General features: G+C 40.0%; 21 protein-coding genes, 1 riboswitch and 1 other annotated feature (1 of these 23 cut by a window edge). Of the genes, 2 read left to right on the top strand and 19 right to left on the bottom strand.

Features of this window, described 5'->3' with window-relative positions:
• Positions 1-6 precede the first annotated feature (6 nt).
• The 7 genes from H5S41_RS05680 to lysA are packed head-to-tail and all read right to left on the bottom strand — an operon-like array spanning position 7 to position 7,230.
• Positions 7-1,065 (bottom strand): aspartate-semialdehyde dehydrogenase, encoded by a 1,059-nt coding sequence (locus H5S41_RS05680; RefSeq protein WP_182602661.1) that lies wholly within the window; start codon positions 1,063-1,065, stop codon positions 7-9.
• 19 nt (positions 1,066-1,084) lie between these two features.
• Complete coding sequence (locus H5S41_RS05675; protein WP_182602660.1) at positions 1,085-2,269, bottom strand: aminotransferase class I/II-fold pyridoxal phosphate-dependent enzyme; 1,185 nt, start codon at positions 2,267-2,269, stop codon at positions 1,085-1,087.
• A gap of 12 nt (positions 2,270-2,281) precedes the next feature.
• Positions 2,282-3,061, bottom strand: coding sequence for a 4-hydroxy-tetrahydrodipicolinate reductase (gene dapB, locus H5S41_RS05670; protein WP_182602659.1), 780 nt, complete (start codon positions 3,059-3,061; stop codon positions 2,282-2,284).
• Between the two features lie 3 nt (positions 3,062-3,064).
• A complete protein-coding gene (dapA, locus tag H5S41_RS05665; protein ID WP_182602658.1) occupies positions 3,065-3,988 on the bottom strand; it encodes a 4-hydroxy-tetrahydrodipicolinate synthase in 924 nt (307 codons plus the stop codon).
• A 26-nt stretch (positions 3,989-4,014) separates the two neighbouring features.
• A complete protein-coding gene (locus H5S41_RS05660) occupies positions 4,015-5,160 on the bottom strand; it encodes an N-acetyldiaminopimelate deacetylase (protein ID WP_182597939.1) in 1,146 nt (381 codons plus the stop codon).
• Positions 5,161-5,173: 13 nt separating this feature from the next.
• Positions 5,174-5,884, bottom strand: a complete 711-nt coding sequence (gene dapD / locus H5S41_RS05655) for a 2,3,4,5-tetrahydropyridine-2,6-dicarboxylate N-acetyltransferase (RefSeq protein WP_182602657.1) — start codon at positions 5,882-5,884, stop codon at positions 5,174-5,176.
• A 35-nt stretch (positions 5,885-5,919) separates the two neighbouring features.
• The gene (lysA, locus tag H5S41_RS05650) at positions 5,920-7,230 is read right to left on the bottom strand and encodes a diaminopimelate decarboxylase (protein ID WP_182602656.1); all 1,311 of its coding nucleotides are present in this window, start codon (positions 7,228-7,230) and stop codon (positions 5,920-5,922) included.
• Positions 7,231-7,325: 95 nt separating this feature from the next.
• A riboswitch (Lysine riboswitch) is annotated at positions 7,326-7,505 on the bottom strand.
• Positions 7,506-7,710: 205 nt separating this feature from the next.
• Here lysA and H5S41_RS05645 point away from each other — a divergent pair.
• Entirely contained in the window at positions 7,711-9,069 is a 1,359-nt protein-coding gene (locus tag H5S41_RS05645) for an aspartate kinase (protein ID WP_182602655.1), read from the top strand.
• 10 nt (positions 9,070-9,079) lie between these two features.
• Positions 9,080-10,081 (top strand): diaminopimelate epimerase, encoded by a 1,002-nt coding sequence (dapF, locus tag H5S41_RS05640; RefSeq protein ID WP_182602654.1) that lies wholly within the window; start codon positions 9,080-9,082, stop codon positions 10,079-10,081.
• A 5-nt stretch (positions 10,082-10,086) separates the two neighbouring features.
• Here dapF and H5S41_RS05635 read toward each other — a convergent pair whose 3' ends face one another.
• From H5S41_RS05635 to ileS, 12 genes are all read right to left on the bottom strand, one after another.
• Positions 10,087-11,061 (bottom strand): ribose-phosphate diphosphokinase, encoded by a 975-nt coding sequence (locus H5S41_RS05635; RefSeq protein ID WP_182602653.1) that lies wholly within the window; start codon positions 11,059-11,061, stop codon positions 10,087-10,089.
• 69 nt (positions 11,062-11,130) lie between these two features.
• Positions 11,131-13,632: an SF1B family DNA helicase RecD2 gene (gene recD2, locus H5S41_RS05630; RefSeq protein WP_182602652.1), complete on the bottom strand. Its 2,502-nt coding sequence runs from the start codon at positions 13,630-13,632 to the stop codon at positions 11,131-11,133.
• 21 nt (positions 13,633-13,653) lie between these two features.
• Positions 13,654-14,337, bottom strand: coding sequence for a tetratricopeptide repeat protein (locus H5S41_RS05625; protein WP_182602651.1), 684 nt, complete (start codon positions 14,335-14,337; stop codon positions 13,654-13,656).
• Between the two features lie 13 nt (positions 14,338-14,350).
• Complete coding sequence (locus H5S41_RS05620) at positions 14,351-15,007, bottom strand: histidine phosphatase family protein (RefSeq protein WP_182602650.1); 657 nt, start codon at positions 15,005-15,007, stop codon at positions 14,351-14,353.
• A 133-nt stretch (positions 15,008-15,140) separates the two neighbouring features.
• A complete protein-coding gene (gene mnmA / locus H5S41_RS05615) occupies positions 15,141-16,274 on the bottom strand; it encodes a tRNA 2-thiouridine(34) synthase MnmA (RefSeq protein ID WP_153710619.1) in 1,134 nt (377 codons plus the stop codon).
• A 107-nt stretch (positions 16,275-16,381) separates the two neighbouring features.
• Positions 16,382-16,720: a DUF1831 domain-containing protein gene (locus H5S41_RS05610; protein WP_163705531.1), complete on the bottom strand. Its 339-nt coding sequence runs from the start codon at positions 16,718-16,720 to the stop codon at positions 16,382-16,384.
• 1 nt (position 16,721) lies between these two features.
• Positions 16,722-17,876 carry a cysteine desulfurase family protein gene (locus H5S41_RS05605; RefSeq protein ID WP_182602649.1) on the bottom strand — a complete coding sequence of 385 codons (1,155 nt, stop codon included), beginning with the start codon at positions 17,874-17,876 and terminating at the stop codon, positions 16,722-16,724.
• Between the two features lie 25 nt (positions 17,877-17,901).
• Positions 17,902-18,597, bottom strand: a complete 696-nt coding sequence (locus H5S41_RS05600; RefSeq protein ID WP_182602648.1) for a 5'-methylthioadenosine/adenosylhomocysteine nucleosidase — start codon at positions 18,595-18,597, stop codon at positions 17,902-17,904.
• 11 nt (positions 18,598-18,608) lie between these two features.
• The gene (locus tag H5S41_RS05595; RefSeq protein ID WP_182597951.1) at positions 18,609-18,878 is read right to left on the bottom strand and encodes a hypothetical protein; all 270 of its coding nucleotides are present in this window, start codon (positions 18,876-18,878) and stop codon (positions 18,609-18,611) included.
• Positions 18,871-19,422, bottom strand: coding sequence for an NUDIX hydrolase (locus tag H5S41_RS05590; RefSeq protein ID WP_182602647.1), 552 nt, complete (start codon positions 19,420-19,422; stop codon positions 18,871-18,873). Before H5S41_RS05590 ends, H5S41_RS05595 begins: the two co-directional genes overlap by 8 nt.
• 13 nt (positions 19,423-19,435) lie before the next feature.
• A complete protein-coding gene (locus H5S41_RS05585; protein ID WP_153710623.1) occupies positions 19,436-19,639 on the bottom strand; it encodes a cold-shock protein in 204 nt (67 codons plus the stop codon).
• 114 nt (positions 19,640-19,753) lie between these two features.
• Positions 19,754-22,549 carry an isoleucine--tRNA ligase gene (gene ileS / locus H5S41_RS05580; RefSeq protein ID WP_182602646.1) on the bottom strand — a complete coding sequence of 932 codons (2,796 nt, stop codon included), beginning with the start codon at positions 22,547-22,549 and terminating at the stop codon, positions 19,754-19,756.
• Positions 22,550-22,604: 55 nt separating this feature from the next.
• Positions 22,605-22,749 (bottom strand) — a binding site (T-box leader); it runs 75 nt beyond the window's last position.

The following is a 22,749-nucleotide window of genomic DNA, read 5'->3' as shown; positions in this document are numbered from 1 at the left end:
TATCCCTTAAATTAAGCCATTTGCTACCAAACGTTCTGCATTTTCAACTGTATTCCAAGCAGCGCCCTTAAGCAGGTTATCTGCAACAACCCACATGTTGAAGGCCCCAGGATTTTCTTCATCAGCACGAAGCCGGCCAACAAAAGTATCCCGCTTGCCAACCGCATTAATTGGCTGTGGATAAATTTGGTGGGCAGGATCATCCTGAAGTACGACACCAGGAGCATCCTTTAGTACTGCTCGTAATTGGTCAACAGTTACCGTTGGATCATCAACTGTAAAGTAAATTGATTCACCATGAGCAATTGGCACCGGTACCCGGACACAGGTGGCCGTAACCTTAATATCCTTGGCATTCATATCGTTAAGCATAATTTTCTTTGTTTCATGGATCATTTTCCATTCTTCATGAGAATAACCATCATCTTCAAAGACATCGATTTGCGGAAGTAAATTAAATGCTAATGGGTAGTGCTTCTTGTCGCCCTTTGTCGGCAAAATCTTAGCATCGGCTTTCATATCTTTACCATCAAGATAGTCTTGTGATTCTTGACGCAGTTCGTTTAATGCTGATTGACCAGCCCCTGATGCAGCTTGATAGGTTGAAACGATAATCTGGTTTAATCCAAAAGCCTGTCTAATTGGTTCAAGTGCCACCACCATTTGAATTGTAGAGCAGTTAGGGTTAGCAACAATTCCATGATGATCTTTTAATGCTTCCTCATTTACTTCAGGAACTACTAGCGGTACATCTGGTTCCATTCGGAATGCACTGGTATTATCAACACAAACAGCACCACGCTTAACAGCTTCTGGCAGAAACTTCTTCGATACGGATCCACCAGCTGACGAAAGGACAATATCAACCCCATCAAAGGAAGCAGGAGTTGTTTCTTCAACCGTAACTGGTTGTCCTTTGAATGATAATTGCTTGCCTGCTGACTTAGCTGATGCCAGTAATTTAACATTCTTTACCGGGATCGTTGATTGTTCTAATTGTTGAATCATCCGTGTTCCAACCGCACCAGTAGCACCTAAAATTGCAACATTATATTCCTTACTCATCTTAGTTCCTTCTTTCAACCTATGCTAAATTATCCATAAAATTTTGTAGCCGTTCAATCGCTGTATCGATAACAGTATCTGCCGCAGCATATGATAAGCGAATATGTCCTTCGCCGCCAGGGCCAAATGCATTTCCCGGAATTACGCCAACCTTAGCTTCATGTGCTAGTTTACGAGCAAAGGCCATGTCATCATCCCCAAATTCAGCGGGAATTTTAGCAAAAATATAGAATGCTCCATCGGGCAGGGCAATTTCAAATCCCATTTTACGCATTGCTGTAGCAAGTTTATCGCGCCGTTGCCGATATACTTGTTTGAATTCTTGCGGGTCATCTTCACCATTTTCAAGAGCTTCAATCGCAGCGGCCTGAGCAGTATCGTTTGGTGCCGTTACCATAAATGAATGCATTTTTGACATTGCCGCAATAAATTCTGCTGGTGCCGCTACATACCCTAACCGATAGCCAGTCATGGCATGTGACTTTGATAAACCACTAATTAAAATAGTTTGTTCTGGCAAAAGCGTTGCAAGTGAGTAGAAAGGATGATCATACATCAATGAACTATAAATTTCATCAACAATTGCATAAATATGATGTTTCTTAATCACCCTTGCTAATGCTCTTAACTCATCTTCTGTATAGGACCGCCCAGTTGGGTTATTAGGATAGTTTAAAAGGACTGCTTTTACTGCGGAGCCTTCTTTGGTTAAAACTTCTTCTAACCGGTCAGCAGACAGTAAGAACCCATCGTCAGCAGTATTTACTTTAACAGGTTCTGCCCCCGTCAAAGAAACACTGGGAAAATACAATGAAAAGGCCGGGGTCGGAATAATTACCTTATCACCAGAATTTAACATCGCAAAAGTCGTGGCTGTTACCGCTTCTGTTGCCCCAATTGTCACTACAATTTCTGTAGCGGGATCATAATGAATGTGCCGACTTTGCTCAAGATACTTGCTAATTGCCTGCCGTAATTCAATTTTCCCTTTACTTGCTGAGTAATGCGAATCGTCATTTTGAATACTATTGATTGCTGCTTCTTTAACATGCGCTGGAACTGCAAAGTCCGGTTCGCCCAGAGTCAGTTTTACTAAGCCCGGAATAGCAGAAATCTCTTCGTCAAAAGCACGAATCTGCGCAGGCGGAACAGCAGCCAGACGGTCATTAATGGTTGTTTTTAACTCGGCATCGAGCTTTGGCATTTCTTCACCCTCTTATAAAATATTTTCTAAGCCAATTACTAATTCGGATAAATCATCAATTTTTTCAAGTGCGACTTTAACCCCATTCATGAATGATTGACGGTCAAATGAATCTTGACGGATTGTTAATGCTTCTCCATCACCGCCAAAAAGGACTTGTTCATGAGCAATATAACCAGGCAACCGCACAGCGTGGATCTTAATACCATGATAATCACCACCGCGTGCGCCAGAAAGACTTTCTGTTTCAGCCGGATTTGTTTCATGGACGGGCCGAACCTGATCGATTAATTTTGCAGTACTTAATGCGGTTCCAGACGGTGCATCCTTTTTATCACCATGATGCATTTCAATAATTTCAACATCAGGGAAATATTTTGCAGCCTCTTGAGCAAATTTCATAAGAAGGACCGCTGACATTCCAAAATTAGCAGCAATTAATCCGCCCAGATGTTTCTCCTTACTGAGGGTTACTAGTTCTGCTTGCTGCTCATCAGTCAATCCTGTCGTCCCCACAATTGGTTTCATCTCATGTTCAATTGCAAATTTAACATTTGAATAAACCGCATCCGGTAACGTGAAATCAATCCAAATATCAGCAACCCCTTCTTCAATCTCAGATAAGCGCTGGTAAGGATGAACAGATGAAGCAAGGTGATATTCAGCCATGTTTTCGCGCGTTAAATGTGGTGCAAGCGCTGCAGTAATTTCAAATCCTTCAAGTGAATTAACAAGGTCAACAGCTTTTTGCCCCATTGCACCGGTCGCACCAGCAATTAAAACTTTTTTCATTATCTATTCCCCCAAGTTTAATGGTAAGTTCTTTGTTGTTAACGAATTAGCAGGTAATGATAACGCATCTTCTAGCTCCCGTTTTTCATCTTCATTTAATGGTAGGATTGGTAAACGACAACTACCAGTACTAAAGCCCTGAGCATTCAAAACTGCCTTAACCGGTGATGGTGACGGGAACATAAATAGGGCGGCCATCCGTGGCGTTAACCACCGTTGTAGTTTTCCAGCAGTTTGGTAGTCACCCTTGTATAGGGCATCGTACATCTGCCGCATTTGGTCAATGTAAGCATGAGAAGCAACCGAAATCACTCCATCTCCTCCTAAAACGCGCGCAGTTAACGCTTGAGCATCTTCACCAGTAAAGACGGCAAAGTTAGGATCGCGGTGTTCAACGATATATTCAAGCTCTTCTAAAGATGCACATTGCTTTACAGCGGCAATATTCGAATGGTGAGATAATTTAACAATGGTTTCTTGAGTCATTTTTACACCGGTTCGTCCAGGAATATTATAAATAACAATTGGCAGATCAACATTGTCAGCAACCGTCGTAAAATGAGCTTCCATTCCTCGTTGGTTAGGCTTGTTATAAGGAGGAACAACTACAAGCGCATAGTCAATTCCATCAATTTGAGCAACTTCATTAGTAAAAGAAATCGTTTCTTTGGTGTTATTACTTCCTGTTCCCGCAATCACCGGAACGCGGCCATTAATTATCTTTCCAAAGTGCTTATAAAGCTCAATCTTTTCATCATGGCTTAATTCAGGGGTTTCACCAGTCGTTCCGCCAATAACAAAGCCATTACTGCCATGCTCAATTAAGTAATTTGTCAACCGTTCCAAACTAGCATAGTCAATTTCTCCTTCCTTATCAAAAGGAGTGACGATTGCTGTCATTAAGTCTGCCTTTTCTAATAATGTCATTTTATTTCCTCCATTATACTTAACCATTAATTCTGCATCCGATATTCGAGAAAACCGGTAATTGCATCAACACCGCGTTTAATAGCAGCCTCATTCGGCGTAAGAGTAGCTGAATGCAATTGCGAATTATCTTCAACACCAAGCCAAAACATGGTTCCTGGGAATTTAGCTAATAAATAACCAAAATCTTCGCCGGTCATTGCCGGTTCAGTTTCAATAAAATTAACTGCTGATGTTGTTTTCATATATTGGATAAATCGTTTTGTTAATTCAGGATTATTCTCAACTGGCCAATAACCACCTTGGTTTAACTCAAGCTCAACATCCATATTAAAGCTGCGGCCAATTCCTTCACATAAATCTTTTAACCGTTGATCAATTGTTTCAATCATTGTTTGGGTTAATCCCCGAATTGTTCCTTCAATTCGCGTATGCCCGGCAATTACATTCCGAATTGTTCCACCGTCAATTTTACCAAGTGTGATAACACCGCTTTGAATTGGATCAATGCTTCGCGAAATTACTGTTTGGACTTGGAGAATCAATGCAGCAGCAGCAACAACCGTATCATTAGCATCTTGAGGATAAGCGGCATGACCGCCCTTACCATTAAGATCAATGTTCACTTCAGTGGTTCCCGCAAACAATGTTCCCATCCGACAACCAATTGCACCAGCTGGCAAATCAGGATTATCGTGTAAACCATAAAATTCATCAGGACACCATTTACCACTAAACAGGCCAAGTTCATATGCCCGCTTACCACCATTTTCACTTTCCTCTGCTGGTTGGAAGAAAAATAGCAAATTATCTTGTGGTTGATGCTCACTAAAGTAATTTAATACGCCAAGAGCAACTGTCATATGAATATCATGCCCACACGCGTGCATTACACCTGGATGGGTTGAAGAATATGGTAAGCCGGTCTGCTCTTTAACAGGCAAGGCATCAATATCTGTACGATAACCAATTGTGCGTTGGGGATTCTGACCATGAACAAGGACCATTAATGCTGTTGGTAATTCTTCAGGAGTCCGAACTTCTAAAAATTCATGGTTAAAGTTAGCAATTGTATCAGCCAAGTATTGATGAGTTTCAAATTCCTGTAAAGCCAGTTCGGGGATTTGGTGAAGGTGGCGACGAATATGAATTAACTCTTCTTCTGTTAGCATACCCAATCTCCTCCTAAAGTTTCCGCAAATCGTCCTCTAATTCTGTCTTGCCAGCAGTCTGATCATCAACATTCTTAATGAATTTAGCTGGTACACCAGCAACCATTGTATGAGGGGCAACATCATGAGTTACAATCGCACCAGCGGCAATTACGGCCCCTTCACCAACATGAACTCCTTCGATTACTACTGCATTTGCACCAATCATTACATTGTCATCAATTCTAACTGGTTCAGCAGAAGCGGGTTCAACAACTCCGGCTAAAACTGTTCCAGCACCGATATGACAATGACGGCCGACAATTGCTCGACCCCCAAGGACTGCTCCCATATCAATCATCGAATCAGCACCAATTTCAGCACCAATATTAATTGTTGCCCCCATCATAATTACGGCATTATCACCAATAAGGACCTTATCCCTAATAACTGCTCCCGGTTCAATCCGCGCATTGATATTCTTAAGGTCAAGCAATGGAACCGCTGAATTTCGGGCATCATTTTCCACATGGTAAGATTCAATTGCCGAACTATATTGTTTTAATAATGGTTCAATAATGGTCCAGTCACCAAAAATAACTCCTGTACGTTGTTCAACAAATGCTTCAACTTCTGCAGGAAATTCTAAATCCTTTAAATTCCCCTTGAGATACACCTTTGCCGGAGTCTTTTTAGGAGCGTTACTAATGTAGTTAATAATTGCTTGTGCATCTAATTCAGCCATTTTATTTACCTCTTTCTTCCTTTATATATGTCTCTTTATTGTCGATATGGTTCATCTAAATGAATTAAGTCATCATAGGTTTCACGTTTAATAACAACTTGTGCTTTACCATCTTCAGCGAAAACTACTGCTGGCCGTGGATTACGATTATAATTTGAAGCCATTGAATAACCATAGGCCCCGGTATCAAGCATTGCTAAAACATCCCCCGGCTTCGTTGCTGGTAAAGCCTGATCCTGACTAAGAATATCACCTGATTCACAATACTTACCTGCTAATCGAACATGTTCGACTAGGTTTGCACGAGGATTGCTTGCTAATACTGTTTCATATTGTGCCTCGTAAAGGGCTGGCCGAATGTTATCACCCATCCCGCCATCTACTGTTACGTAAGGTCTTAATCCGGGAACAGCTTTACGTGAACCAACCGTATAAAGATTATATCCAGCCGGACCAGCAATAGAACGACCTGGTTCAATCCAAATAGCTGGCATCATAAGGTTTGTTTTCTTGATTTCATCTTTAATTGCCTTGATAATTGCTTCAACAAATTCTTCAGGAGCAAGCGGTGTATCGTCTTTTACGTAACGAATGCCAAAACCACCGCCAACGTTAATTACCGAAGCTTGATAATTAAACTTTTCTTGCCAATGAGCAGCAACTTCAACCAGCTTCTTAGCGACTCCTTTAAATCCGGCAAGCTCAAAAATTTGTGAACCAATATGAGCATGCAGGCCCTTCATCTGCATTCGTGGATTTGCAAGAACTTTTGCTAATGCTTCATCAGCCTGCCCGGATTGAAGATCAAACCCAAACTTACTGTCAACCTGCCCTGTTTGAATGTACTTATTTGTATGAGCAGAGATACCCGGAGTAATCCGAAGCATCACGTTGACCTTTGCATCACGTTCTTCTAACACATCTGTTAGTAATTCAATCTCGTGGAAGTTATCAATCATGATCGTTCCAACATGATGATCAATTGCCATTTCTAATTCTTCACGTGATTTATTATTTCCGTGAAAGCTAACATTAGCCATTGGAAAACCAGCTTTAATCGCGGTGTATAATTCACCACCAGAAACAACATCCGTGTGACCGCCCTCTGCTGCGACTACTTGATACATTGCGATTGCTGCAAAAGCTTTACTTGCATAGCTAACCGCATACTCAACATTATTTTCTTCAAAAACATGCTTGAAAGCACGAATTTGTCGGCGAATTTGTTGAACGTCATAAACAACTAACGGGGTACCATATTGATGAGCTAACTCAACTGCATCACAACCACCAATCATTAAATGACCAGCTGAATTTATTTGTTGATCAGTAATTTGTTCATTCATTTATAATTCCTCCACAAGATTTGTAGTAAAGAGGTCGCATAAAAAAATTCCACTGTTTGCGCAAACAAACAGTGGAATTCACTTTATCCATTCTGATTTGTCGATAGCGCAACGCAGGCTCCTATTGTCCTGCGACAGTCCGTAGCTTATTCAACTACGACCCAGCTACTTAATAATGCCAAATTAAGTGCTTCGGCAACTTCCCTGTTCAACTAACCTTATCGTTTGGCAAACTAAATTAGCTTACTAGTGTCGGTTGCGCCTCTTCGATTTATACATAGCTTATAAGTCTTTTATGAGAATGTCAATACTTATCATTAAATTAAAAAAATATTTTTTAATCTATTAGATGTAAATAATATTTTTTGGCTTAACTTATGCAATATAAAGACTTGCATGTCGCTATCAATATGTTAGAATTCGATTAAATTATTTTAGGGATAAATTAGCAACCCTAATCATCTCAAAGGAGTTTCAAACATGAAAGTTGTAAAATTCGGCGGCAGTTCCCTTGCAAATGGTGAAGCCTTCCAAAATGCGATTAATATTATTACTTCTGATCCGCAAAGACGGGTAATTGTTACATCTGCACCAGGGAAACGTTTTTCCGAAGATATTAAGGTCACTGATTTATTAATCAAATATGCCAATGCGGTAATAAACGACCAGGACCCAAGTAAGATCGTTGAGCAAATTCTAAACCGATACCGGGATATTGCTGACTACTTTGACTTACCAGCAGATAACCTAACGCCATTAAAAGACCGGCTGGAAGATCTGCCCCGCCAAATTTACCCTAATGATAGTTACCTTTTAGCAGCATTTAAAGCTCACGGTGAACGCTTAAATGCTCAACTAATGGCAATTATTTTACAACACCTCGGCTATGAAGCACGGTTTGTAACTCCTAGTGAAGCTGGAATTACAGTCACAGGAACCCCCAATAATGCAAGCGTTATCCCAGAAACCTATGCTAACTTAAGCCAGTTTGCATTTAATGACAGTGAACTACTGGTCTTCCCAGGTTTTTACGGCATCACCCTTGCCGGACACATTGCCACTTTTTCTCGTGGCGGTTCAGATATCACCGGCGCTATTTTAGCATGTGGTTTACACGCGTCAACTTACGAAAACTTTACCGATGTTGATGCTATTTATGCTGCCAACCCCCAAATAGTTGATAATCCACAACCAATCACGAAAATGACCTATCGTGAAATGCGTGAATTATCTTATGCCGGATTTTCCGTTTTTCACGATGAGGCATTAATTCCTGCTATTCAGGGAAATATTCCAATCAATGTACGAAATACCAACGATCCTGATAAGCCAGGAACAATGATCGTCCCTGACAAGGATTTTCAACCAAGTGATATCGTGACAGGTGTTGTAAGCGGTAAACATTTTGCTGCTTTATACCTTCACAAATACCTACTCAATAAGCAGGCCGGTTTTACCCTCCGTATTCTGCAAATTCTGGCAAAGCATAACATTTCATATGAACATATGCCTTCTGGAATAGACGACATTACGATTATTCTGGACCGAAATGCCATCAACGATCAATTGATTGATACAATTTGTAACGAAATTCAAGAAGAAATTAACCCCGACCGCTTAGAATGGATTGACAATTATGCCATCACCATGGTTGTCGGTGAAGGAATGCGCGATCGAACCGGGGTTATCTCAGATATTTTAGTTTCACTTGCTGAAAAACGGATCTCTGTTACAATGATCAATCAGGGGTCTTCACAGATTGCAATTATGATTGGGACAGACGATAACGATGCTGATGAAGCAGTCCGCGCAATTTATCACCGTTTTTTTGTAAACTAGGAGGAAGCTTATGGTGCAATTATTAAAAGTACATGGATCACAAAATACCTTTTTCATTCTTGATCAAACACAATTACAAAATCCACTTTCAGATGAAGAACTTATTAACTTCACGCAAAAAATAACCGATCCCTCAAACGGTATTCTTGGTGGTGCTGACGGTGTTTTAGTTGTTAATCAGCCAACCCGTCCAGGCTCTGTAGCACAAATGCGTGTAATAAACGCGGATGGGAGTGAAGCCTCAATGTGCGGCAATGGCTTGCGAACTGTTGCCCGTTACGTTGCTGAACGTGATAATTTAACCGACTTTAAAGTCGACACGATGAATGCTAGCCTTCGCGTCCGTAAACATGAAGACTTAGCACCTGGTGTTCCTGCCTTTGCGGTCGAAATTTCACCGGTTAAATTTGATCATACCGCCCTTCCTTTTAATAACTTAGGTCGGAAGCGGCTACTAAATACCCTTGTCCCAGAACTTTATCCTGGCCTATATTTCTCTGCGCTTGCTGTCCCTAACCCCCATTTAATTAGTTTTGTTAACAAAGAAACTTTGCACGGGCCAGCGCTTAAAGAATTAGGCACACGGCTAAATAGCGATAATCCCTATTTTAGTGATGGTGTAAATGTCAATTTTGGATATATTCTCGGTCACAATGAACTTTTTGTTAAAACGTTTGAACGGGGAGTCGGTTTTACAAATGCTTGCGGGACAGGAATGTCAGCTACTAGCTTAGCGTTAGCCCTCACTCATCCGGACATGGCCTCTTTTAATGAGCCAATCAACGTTTACAATCCTGGTGGAATGGTAAAAACGATTCTTCACCGTGATAATTATAATTATTGGATTGAATTAATCGGTAATGCTACATTTACCCACACCCTTACCGCAGAAGAAGCCGCATTACATCAAGCAGATCTGACTGCACTAAGCAAAAATATAACAGAAAGCAACGAAAACAAAGCATATTTAGCATTTGTCAATTCATTACCATCACTAACTTTTTTTATATAAATATATTATTTACGGTTAAACAACGTATCAATTGATTGGTTATTGTGAATTCGAACAATTGCCTCTTTTAATAAATCATCTACTGACAATTGGACTAGCTTTGGAAATTCCTTTTCTTTTGGTAGTTGGATTGTATCAGTTACAATCATTTTTTCAAGTGGCGATTTTTGGAGAGTATTTACTGCATCTGCAGATAGGACAGCATGGGTAGCAATTCCGTAAACCTTAGCTGCACCAAAGTTCTTTAATGCTTGTGCAGAGAGGTCCATCCGTACACCAGTATCAACAATATCGTCAACAATAATTGCTGTCTTACCCTTTACATCACCAATTACATATTGCGGAACTTCTTGGTCAACTCGTTCACGAACTTCATCATTACGGTTATCGATAATAGCAATCGATGCCTTAATATGTTCTGCATATTTCCGTGCAAGGTTAACACCAGCATGGTCGGGGGCAACTACGACAATATCGTCCCCTAGGTTCTGCTCTTCAATATACTTGGTGAAGAGACTCGTTGCCTGTAAGTGATCAACTGGAATATCAAAGAAACCTTGAACCTGAGGAGCATGTAAATCAATTGTTACCAATCGACTAATTTGGTCCATTTCAAGAAGGTTAGCAATTAGCTTAGCTGTGATTGGTTCACGGCTCCGCGCTTTCCGATCTTGGCGTGCATAACCATAATATGGCATCACAACATTGATCTTAGCAGCACTGGCCCGTCGTAAAGCATCAACCATAATTAATAATTCCATTAGGTTAGTGTTAACTGGATCAGAAACTGACTGAATTACATAAACTTCACAACCACGAATACTCTCGTCGATAGTAATTTTAATCTCCCCATCAGCAAAGTGACTAATTGACGCTTTACTCAATGGAATTCCTACTCGTTGGGAAATTTGCTCAGCAAGCTTAGGATTTGAATTTAATGAAAATAGACGCACATTATCGGCATTTTTAATCTGGGTCATTTTTGTACTCCTTTAAAGTTCGACAATAATCATAACTATTATGACAACAAATCAGTGTTCAATCAAGTATTATTTGCCTTGGTGCAGACTTTGTAAGCTAATATTATCCATCCCGATTAATGGATCAATAGCATCCGAATTAATAAGGTCTGCGGTCAAAACATATTGTCGAGGATTATTACTTGGTGACCGCGGTTGCGCAACTTCTTTTTTGTGAATGGACCTACTATCATCATCTTTGTTCTCGGCAAGATCTTTTGTTAACGAACTTGTTGAGATCTCTTCAGGCGACTTTAGTTCACCATGCCTGCTCCACACTTTTCCGAGGCGGTCAACCAACGAGGTCCGCCGATTAACAGCCTCATTTTTTACACTGGTCATCACGGCATATGGTTCTCCCATCATCACTAATTTTTCCGCAGCACGTGTGATTGCCGTATATAAAAGATTTCGTTGAAGCATTCGACTGAATTGCTGAACAATGGGAAGTAATACCATCTTAAACTGACTTCCCTGTGCCTTATGAATTGAAATACAATATGCTAACCGTAACTGATTCCATTCCATTCGACTATATTTTACCTCGTTACCATCAAAATCAACGGTAATCGATTCATTCCGTTTGCCTGCCGTCTTACTATTTTCAATTGCTGTTATTTTTCCAATATCACCATTAAAAATATTCTTTTCCGGCACATTAACAAGTTGAAGAACCTTATCTCCTACCCGCAATATTTGTCCCCTAAATTCAATTTCCTGTTTCCCATTAGCTGGCGGATTATATGCCTGCTGTGCAAGTTCATTTAAGCGATCAATTCCGGCTTGTCCACGGTACATTGGCGCTAAAATTTGAATATCGTTAGCTGAGTAGTTTCGTTTCTTTGAAAGGTCAATAATCTGTTGAACGACACTTGGCACCTGATTGGCGTGGCAGGAAATGAACGAGCGATCTGGCTTTTTATTGACTAAATCTGGCGGCAGCTTCCCCTCTTTAATCGCATGAGCTAATGGAATAATTGTTGAATCAGCAGCTTGCCGATGGATATTCGTTAGCTCAACTTTCGGTAATTCGGCAAAATCTAATAAATCATGGAAAACTTGGCCGGGCCCAACTGATGGCAGCTGATCTTTATCACCGACTAAAACCACATGCATTGAAGTTGGTACAGCCTGAATAAGAGTCTTAAACAAAAGCGTATCAACCATCGACATTTCATCAATAATTAATAATGATCCTTCTAAGTCACGGGCATTTAAATCAGTCGGCATTTCTCGGCCGTTAAGCCCTAATAACCGGTGAATCGTACTTGCCGGTAAATCAGTAGCTTCACTCATCCGCTTAGCTGCACGACCAGTTGGAGCAGCTAATAATACGGGAAATGATTTTTCCTTATATTCATCAACATCTAGTGATATATCATGAATTTTTGCATAACTAGCAACAATTCCCTTAATAATCGTCGTCTTGCCTGTACCTGGTCCTCCCGTTAATAACATTACTTTGCTATTTAGGGCTGTCTTAATTGCTTCTTTTTGAACTTGATCATAAGTTATTCCAGATTGGTCAGCTACCTTTGTAACAACTTTATCTACAGTCTTAGCTGGCAAATTTTCTTGCTCTACTGTTAAAAGACGGTGTAAGTGATCCGCAATTTGCCATTCCGCATTATATAGGGCAGTCGGATAGATTTTTTCATCGGCATAGCGAATTCCTTGGTTCTTCTCTAATTCTACAATCTGGTCAGTGATTAAGTCAGTTGATACTTGCCCACCGCTCCCCTGAACGAGCAATTGGATCGTTTGCTGAAGTAATGGCTTAGTGGTCGTATAAGTATCTCCTGTTTCCATCGTTAAATCATCAAGTGTTTGAATAATCGCAGCATTAATGCGCCGCGGATCATCAGGAGCAATTTCTAATCGCTGAGCTACTTGATCAGCCCGATTAAAACTAATCCCATCAATTTCAGCAGCTAGTTGGTAAGGATTTTCATGGATTATATGAAGGGTCTCATCACCATATTTATCAAAAATTGCACTACTAAGGTTCGCACCAAATCCAAGATCATTTAAACCAATAATAATTTGATCCATTCCTTGATTTGCTCGCAGGTTATCAATTAACGCGTCTTTTACTGCTTTGCGGAGTTTTAGACTATCTAAAACATGCGGATCCGCAATAATTCTATCAATTGCATTAGTCCCTAATTTATCAACAATCTTTTCAGCAGTCTTTTCTCCAATTCCTGCAAATTGTTTTCCTGATAAAAAGCTAATTAACCCGTCCTTGCTTGTTGGTCGGTTTGCATGATAAGAAGTAGCTTGAAACTGTTGACCATATCGCGGATGTTCTACAATTTTTCCTTCAAATCGATAAGTCTGATCATCACTTAAGTCGCCAAAGCTCCCTGTTACTGTGATTTCCGGTTCATGCCAATCAAAATTTGCTTCTTCTACTGAAACAATAAGTACCTTAAAAAAAGAATCAGGGCTGTTAAAAATTTCTGATTGTACTTGACCAATAAAAAAAGACGGCTCCGTTGGCGTCTTAAATAGGTCGAGTTCTTCAGCCATAGAAGTCATCCTTTCACGTTACTAATCTTTCTTTTGAGTTGTTTGAAGCGTCTTTTCAATATCATTTAGTCGCTGTTCGCTCTTATGATAATAGTTTGGATCTAATTGCTTAGCTTGTGCAAGATAATCCTTGTACGGCTCGCCAAGTACCATTGCGACAATTCCCCGATTAAATTGTGTATCTGCACGACCGGGATGATATTTTAAGATCGCGTCATAATAAGTTTTAGCCTGTTTAAATTCACCAAGTGCTAGTAATGAATCTCCAATCACCTGATTAATTTCAGGATCGTCGGAACGTAATTCAAGAGCCGTTAACCCATAAGCAACTGCCTGTTTGTGCTGTCCCTTCTTCATATAGCTTTGCGCTAACATAAGGTAGGAATCTCCCTTTAGCTTTGGATCATCAATTTTGTTATAAAGATTAATAGCTGCATTGACTTTGCCAACTTCATAGTAAAGATTACCAAGTCCATAGTTCAAAAGATTCATAGCATCTGTATCGCCCTTAGCTTCAAAAATCCCTAGGGCCTTCATAAAAAGTTCTTCTGCCTGTTGATAATCATTTAACCGGGTTAACAAAGAACCTAAATCATAGTAGTTATTTACTTTTTCTGGGTGTTCATCGATTGCTTCTACTAATTTATGAACTAATTTCTCCGTTTCCTTTTTCTTAGGATCGCGAAAGTCTTTTTTCTCTGTCATTAAATATCACCTCTTAAATGGTATCGGTTGGGTCAACCTTATTTTTGTGAAGGTAAGATGTGTCATTCCACTTTTCTAGTCTGAAATGGCGAGCATCATCAGTTGTAAGGATCGTTGTCGAGGTATTGCTTAATCCGCCACGGTCTTTCAAGTGCGCAAGAGGAGTACCAATTAATGCATTAATAGCCGCATTTAAAGCAGCACCATGTGAAATAATTAAAATATTACCGTCAGGATACCGCCGACAATATTCTTCAATTGCCGCCCGAAAACGTGTGATTACTGCAGCAAAGCTTTCACCTTTAACTAACGATTCATCGTACTTATCAGGATGATGACGAAAGTTTTTTAAGACTTCAGGCCACTTTGCAGCAACATCTTCAAAGTGCATCCCCTCCATCTCTCCAAGATTGAATTCCTTTAATCGGCTATCAATTGTCAATGGAATATCTTGATTTAGATGGATTAACAAAGCCTGTGCCGTCTTTTGTGCACGCTTTAAGGGACTAGTATACGCATGCGCAAAAGGGATTTTTTGTAGAGAACCCGCTAATAATTCAATTTCACGATAACTTTTTTTTAATAATGGTGAGTCACCATTGGCACCTTGATAACGAGATTCTAAATTCCATTGTGTTTTTCCGTGCCGAATTAAGTAAACTTTTGTCATCTCTGTCGTTACTCCTTTTATTTACTATCTTACCAGAGTTTGCGGCAATTGTTTATCACAGAGTTATTCTCTTATGTATATTTAAGAAGGCAAAAGCAAATTTACTTCTGCCCTCTTAAGGTTTAAATATGAATTAAACGTACTGGAGTTGTCGGTCATGACTGTAGGCACGGTCAATGATGGCACTTCCAAGACATTCTTCACCATCATAAAAGACCACCGCCTGGCCTGGAGTGATAGCCCGCGCAGGATCATCAAACTCAACGGTTACCATCTGATCATCATCAGATAAGTGGACAGTAACACCAACATCAGTCTGACGGTAACGGAACTTAGCAGTACAATGAAAATCACGGCCGTATCGGCTAACAACATCATCAACCCAGTGAATGTCACTAGCTTCGAGGTGAGTGGCATAAAGGTGATCATTATCATAACCCTGACCAACGTAAAGAACATTTTTACTCATGTCCTTGCCAATTACAAACCATGGCTCATTGCTTTGTTTATTGCCACCAAGGCCTAGGCCCCGCCGTTGTCCAATAGTGTAGTACATAAGGCCCATGTGTTTACCTACAACCTTGCCGTCAAGCGTCTCCATATTACCTGGTTGAGCAGGAATATACTGACTTAAAAATTCCCGAAAATGACCATCTTCGCCAATAAAACAAATTCCAACTGAATCCTTCTTATTAGCAGTAGCAAGTCCCGCTTCTTCGGCAATCTGACGAATCTCAGGCTTAGTATAATTAGCTAATGGAAACATTACCTTATCTAACTGTTTGTAATCAAGCTGGCTTAAAAAGTAAGTTTGGTCCTTATGCTGATCTTTTGCCCGCATTAGGTGCATCCGACCATTTGCGTCCCGCTTTACGTTGGCATAATGTCCCGTCGCAACATAATCTGCCCCTAATTGGTTTGCGTAATCAATAAAGGCCTTAAACTTAATTTCTTTATTACAAATAACATCGGGATTAGGGGTCCGCCCTTTCTTGTATTCGGCAATGAAGTACTTGAAAACCCGGTCCCAGTATTCCTTTTCAAAGTTAACGGAATAATATGGAATCCCAATCTTAGCAGCAACTTTGGCTACATCTTTGTAATCTTCAGTGGCAGTACAAACACCATTTTCATCAGTATCATCCCAGTTCTTCATAAAGACACCAACTACATCATAACCCTGGCGTTTTAAGAGGAGGGCTGTGACTGAAGAATCAACGCCTCCGCTCATTCCTACCACAACACGTGTATGACTATTATCAGCCATTAATTATCACCATCATTTCGTATAGATTCTGGAATAATCTACGATTGAAGGTCGCATGCATCCAGTGATAACAATTGTACCAGAGTCTTACCGTGCCTGCACAGTTTTTATTTAGTAAATATTTGCCGCGCAACCATCTCATCTAAAATATAGTGATATTGTTGAACAAATTCATCTGCGCGTTGATGATTAAAAATATTAACTTTCCGCAAACCATTTCCTGAGAGTGTCTCCATTTTAAAACCATCTAGATTACTATTAATCAAAATCCGAAGACGAGCGACCGGTTTAAATGGATTATCAGTATCAAGGCTTCCAAGATATTCAAAATTCCCACGTTTAGTTTGCTCAAAGCCAAGGTCAAGCAACGCATATTTTTTTATTGCCGGGCTAATCGAATATTTGTCCTTATCGCCAGAAATTTGGACTGTTTTTGTAAATTCCATTTTATTTTTCTCCATTAATTTGTTTTAGCTTTTCAACAATTTTAATAATCGTTGTAATTAGTTTATCGATATCCTCTTCAGTATTTAAACCACCAAAGCTAATTCGAATTGACTCACTAATTCGTGGACTATCTTTACCAAACATCGCTGTTAAAACATGTGAAGGCTCAATACTTCCGGCAGTACATGCGGAACCGCCTGAAACTGCAATTCCTGCAAGATCCAGGTCTGTTTGAATTACATAAGTTGAAATTCCTTTAAACCATAAGTTAAGGACGTGTGTTTTATTAATTTGACCATTAATTTCAAAGTTAACATTATTTTCCTTAAGCGCGCTGACAATCTTCTGTTTAAACCCATAATAACGATTGCGCCGCTCTTCTTTTACTTCTGGAGTATTCAATTCTACAGCTTTGGCAAAGCCCGCAATGCTGGGAACATTTTCAGTTCCGGCGCGGCGTTTAGTTTCTTGGTCGCCCCCCTTAATGAAACTTGGAAAACTAATACCGTCACGCCGATATAAGAATCCCATCATTTTGGGGCCATTAATTTTATGAGCTGATGTTGAAAGCATATCAATGTGATCCGCCTTCACATCAATTGGTAAGAGGCCATATGCTTGAACAGCATCTGTATGGAACCACGCTTGATGGTCTTTCAAGATTTCACCAATTTCATGAATAGGCATTTGACTGCCAACTTCATTATTTTCCATCATGATAGTTACTAAAATCGTATCATCACGAAGGGCAGCCTTAAAATCATCAATTGAGATATTACCATTTTCATCAACTGGCAGGTACGTTACCTCAAAGCCGTGTTCTTCTAGAAAGTGAAGCGGTTTTAAAACAGCCTCGTGCTCAATTGCAGTTGTAATAATGTGTTTACCAAGTTTTTGCCGCTTAAAAGCTGTTTGAATAATGGCAGTATTATCACTCTCTGTTCCCCCGCTAGTAATAATAATTTCGTTATCGTCGGCATTGATACTTTGCGCCAATATATGACGACTGTTTTCCATTACTAACTTAGCATGACGACCATATGAATAACCAGTGGAAGCATTCCCCCACGATTCTTGCATTTGTTTAGTTACCTCTGCAATTACTTCCGGGGTCATCGGAGTTGTTGCTGCATTATCCAAATAAATCTCACTCACAAGTTTTCATCCTTCCATTTACGTATTACTTATCTAAATCGCCGAAAAGCTGTAATAGCATGTTTGCTGAACGTTTTCCGGCATCAATGATAAAATCATCAAAACTAACACCAGCATCTTCATCACCCGTATCAGACATTGCACGCACTACAACATATGGAACGTGGTGGTCAGTTGCGACTTGGCCAACAGCTGCTCCTTCCATTTCGCTAGAAAGCGCGTCTGGAAAATGATTTAGAATTCCTTTGATTGCATCTGTACTTGCAATAAATTGATCACCAGAAACAATCAAGCCGCGTTTCACATTTAGGCCAGTTTTTTCGCCCGCTTTTTCTAAAGCCTTGCCCCATTGTTCTGATGCCTTAAATCGTGGTTCCTTTCCCGGTAGCTGACCATAACGGTAATTAAAGGCGGTTGCGTCAACATCGTGATAAGCTGTTTCTGTTGAGATTACAATATCACCAACATGCAACCCTGCGCCAATTCCTCCAGCTGAACCAGAATTAATTACGACGTCAGCTCCACAATCAGTAATTAAGTGTTCAGTGGTTATTCCAGCCTCAACCTTACCAATTCCAGATTCGACAAGAACAACTTCTTGGTTATTGATCCTGCCAAAAAGGTAGTCTTTCCCGCCAATTCGTTTTTCTTGCCTTGCTGTGAGCTTTGCAGTTAGTTCTTTAATTTCCTCTGGCATCGCACAAATAATTCCAAATCGCATAATTTTCTCCTTTATCCAACATAAAATAATATTAAGTAAACAATAATAATTGCTACAATCAGGGCAACAATTGCTATATTTAGTCGTCGTTTTAATCGTGCCGTCTTTTCTGCAACCGTTTCATCATGACGTTGACCGGCTGCTGCCTCTCGACTATAAATATGGTCAGCAGTCCCTGTTAATGGTTCATCACTTGATTTTTGTTCTGCCTGTCGCTGTTGTTGACGGTATTGACTGCGCGACATCCGTGATTGCTGCTCATCTTGTTGTTTATTATCCACGTCTGTTCATTCCTCGCCAGTAATAGATTGCCATGATTGTCTTAGCATCTTCAATTTCGCCCCGATCAATCATTTCAAGTGCTTGTGGTAAAGTTACTTCGCTTAAAACTAATTGTTCATCCTGATCTTGTGGCAGTTCATTAGTAACACGCTCTAATCCCGTGGCTAAATATAGGGTCATGTATTCATCCATACAGCCAACAGAAGTATAAAATGAAGAGATCTTTTTCAAATTTGCTGCTTCATACCGCGTTTCTTCATTTAATTCCCGTTTAGCAGCATGAACCGCATTATCAGCATCACGTTGATCAAGCTTCCCAGCAGGAATTTCAAGAGTTGTTTTCGCAATTGGTGCCCGCCACTGCTTTTCAAGAATCATTTTGTTATCAGCAGTAAGAGCTAAAATAGCGATTGCTGGTGCATGATGAACGATTTCTCGTTGCGTTTGATTTCCGTATGGGGTTATCACTTGTTGAACTTCAACATCAATTAAATGCCCATGAAAAACTATTTTGCTGCTTATTGGACGTTCTTCAAAATCCATATAAAATCCTTCCTTATCCTAAAACACGTACATGTGCTGCTTGCGGTCCTTTTTTCCCTTGAACAATTACTAACGATACTTCTTCACCCGGATGGAGGATCCGATGTCTTGTTCCTTCAATTCCGCTGTAATGAACAAAAATTTCTCCTTCGTGAGGAACTGTAATAAATCCCCACCCTTTTTGTTCATCAAAGCTTTTAACTCTTCCTTTGAGCATTTTTCACCAACTCCAAAATAAAATACCAAGCAACAAGCGTCACTTGGTATTTTACACCGCTTAAAAATAATTGTCATTTACCGGTTGGCGAAATCCGTTAATTTTTAGATATTATTAGTTTTCTAAGCCCTCATCAACTGTTTCAGGGAAATTCTTGCGAACGATTGCAGCACAACGAGCACATAGTTCAGGGTAAGCCGAATCACTGCCAACATCCTCTTTGACCATTCGACAACGAGCACAGGTTTCACCCTTAGCAGTTGTAACCTTAACTGCAACACCGTCATTATATTGGTCAGCATCAGCAGGAGCTTCGTCAGCGGCATGTTCATGAAGGGCAGAAACTCCGAGTAACAATTGAACATTTTCATTAAGACTATCAAGCAATTGCTTCTGACTGTCTGTTAAGTAAAGGTCTACTTGTGCTTCAAGAGACTTACCAATTAATTTAGCATTCCGTGCTTCTTCAAGACTCTTGAGTACATGTGACCGAACTTCCATAAAGTCATCCCACTTGTTCAATAATTCTTCTTCATTGTCAAAAGTACGTGGATCAGGAATTTCTGTTAATTGAACAAAGTCTTCTGGTTCATTCATATAACTCCAGACTTCTTCAGTAGTATGAGGAAGAATTGGGGTAAGAAGTTTAACCAGTGTCAATAAGATATCATAGAAGACTGTTTGCATTGAACGACGAACTTCTGAGTTTTCTGCTTCAATATACAAGACATCTTTGGCAACGTTCATGTAGAAAGCAGAAAGATCATTATTAACGAAATTGATTAAAAGCTTGTATGCATTTAGGAAGTCGTAATTATCAAAGTATTCCCGCATCTTCTTTAAGAAATGATTGAGCTTAACCAGCATGTATTTGTCAACTGATTGAAGTTTTTCGTATGATACGGTGTTTTCTTCTGGGTTGAAATCAGCGGTATTAGCTAGTAAGAACCGGAAAGTATTTCTTAACTTCCGATAAGCTTCGGAAATCTGTTGGAAAGTACCCATTGAAACCCGTACATCGGCAGAAGTATCAGCACTCATTACCCATAAGCGAATAATTTCTGCACCCATTTGTTGAACAACCTTATTAGGGTCAATAACGTTTCCTTGAGATTTACTCATCTTGTTGCCGCGCTTATCAAGCGTAAATCCTTGTGAAACAATTTCTTTGTACGGAGCATGACCAGAACAAACAACACTTGTGATCAAACTAGAATTGAACCAACCACGGTACTGATCAGATCCTTCAAGATAAAGATCTGCTGGATATGTTAAGTAATCACGTTCAGCTAAAACCCCTTGATGTGAAGAACCAGAATCGAACCAAACATCCATAATGTCAGTTTCCTTAGTAAATTTACCATTTGGTGAATGTTCATTAGTATATCCTTCTGGCAAAAGGTCTTTTGCATCCCGTTCAAACCAAACATTAGAACCATACTTAGCAAATAAGTCAGCAACATGATTAATTGTTTCTTCTTCCATAATTGGTGTGCCATCTTCAGCATAGAATACCGGTAGCGGTACACCCCAGACACGTTGACGAGAAATTACCCAGTCGCCACGATCCTTGATCATGTTACGAAGACGAACCTTTCCCCATTCTGGATGGTACTTCACATCTTCAAGAGCATCTAAAATATCTTGACGCATCTTATCGATTGAAACAAACCATTGATCAGTTGCCCGGAAAATGATTGGTTTCTTTGTCCGCCAATCAAATGGGTAGCTGTGTTGAAGCGGTTCTTGAAGAAGCAATGCATTATTTTCTTCTAGCTTTTGTAAGGAAACATCATCAGCATCTTGGTAGAAGACACCTTCAAATCCTTCACCGTTATCCTTTGTTAATACCCCTTGATCAGTAATCGGTGCAAAAATTGGTAAATCATATTTCTTACCAAAGTTGTAGTCATCGTCCCCATAACCAGGAGCCGTGTGAACTAAACCGGTACCGGCATCAGCAGTAACATAATCGGCTAATCCTACCAAGAGGTCGCGGTCAAGGTATGGGTGTTGTGTTGTCATTCCTTCAAGCTCTTGACCAGCAAAATGATCGACAACTTCATAATCTTCCCACCCAAGTTTTTCAGCTAACTTTTCAAGGAGATCTGTTGCAACGACAAACTTCCGATCATCATTAGCAGGTTTTACAACTGAATAATCAAATTTAGGATTAACTGCAACGGCTTCAGAAGCAGGCACTGTCCATGGAGTGGTAGTCCAAACAACCATGTATGTATTATTGTCTAAGCGTCCTTTACCATCTTTAACTTGTTCAGCAAAGAAAGCTGTCTTAGCAACAACATCGTGGTATTCAACTTCAGCTTCCGCCAAGGCAGATTCTGAAGACCAAGACCAGTATACCGGCTTCTTAGCCTGATATAAAAGCCCCTTCTTTGCAAATTCACCAAATACGCGAATCTGAGCAGCTTCAAATTCTTTATCAAGAGTAAGGTATGGGTGGTCCCATTCACCACTGACACCTAAACGCTTAAAGTCAGTTCGTTGCTTGTCAACCTGCTTTAATGCATATTCTCGACATAGGTCACGGAATTCTGTTAAACTCATCTTTTTTCGATCATAACCAGATTTTGTTAATTGGTGTTCAATCGGTAAACCATGAGTATCCCAACCAGGAACGTAAGGAGAACGATATCCGGACATGGACTTGTAACGAACAATAAAGTCTTTAGAGATCTTATTCATTGCGTGACCAATGTGAATATTACCATTAGCATATGGAGGGCCATCATGAAGGACAAATGTTGGCTTACCCTCATTTAATTTTTGTCGTAATTCATAAACTTTATTTTCTTCCCATAGCTGTTCCCGTTGTGCTTCTGTAACAGGCAATTTCCCACGCATTGGAAATTTTGTACGGCCAAGGTTTAACGTATCTTTAACACGCATTTTAATTACCCCTTTCATCAATTCTTGTATTTTAATAAAAAAAGCTTCTTCCCATTACTGGGACGAAGCTTCTTCGCGGTACCACCCGGATTCAAAACTTTAATATTTAAAGTTTCCTTAAGTCATTAGATAACGATAATGAACCGCCTCACCCTACTAAGCTCAAATGAGGTACTCCGAGATGATCAGGAATAACTAAA

The sequence above is a fragment of the Limosilactobacillus albertensis genome (genome assembly GCF_014145555.1).
GTDB lineage: Bacteria > Bacillota > Bacilli > Lactobacillales > Lactobacillaceae > Limosilactobacillus > Limosilactobacillus albertensis.
This window is presented reverse-complemented; position numbering and strand designations above follow the sequence as displayed.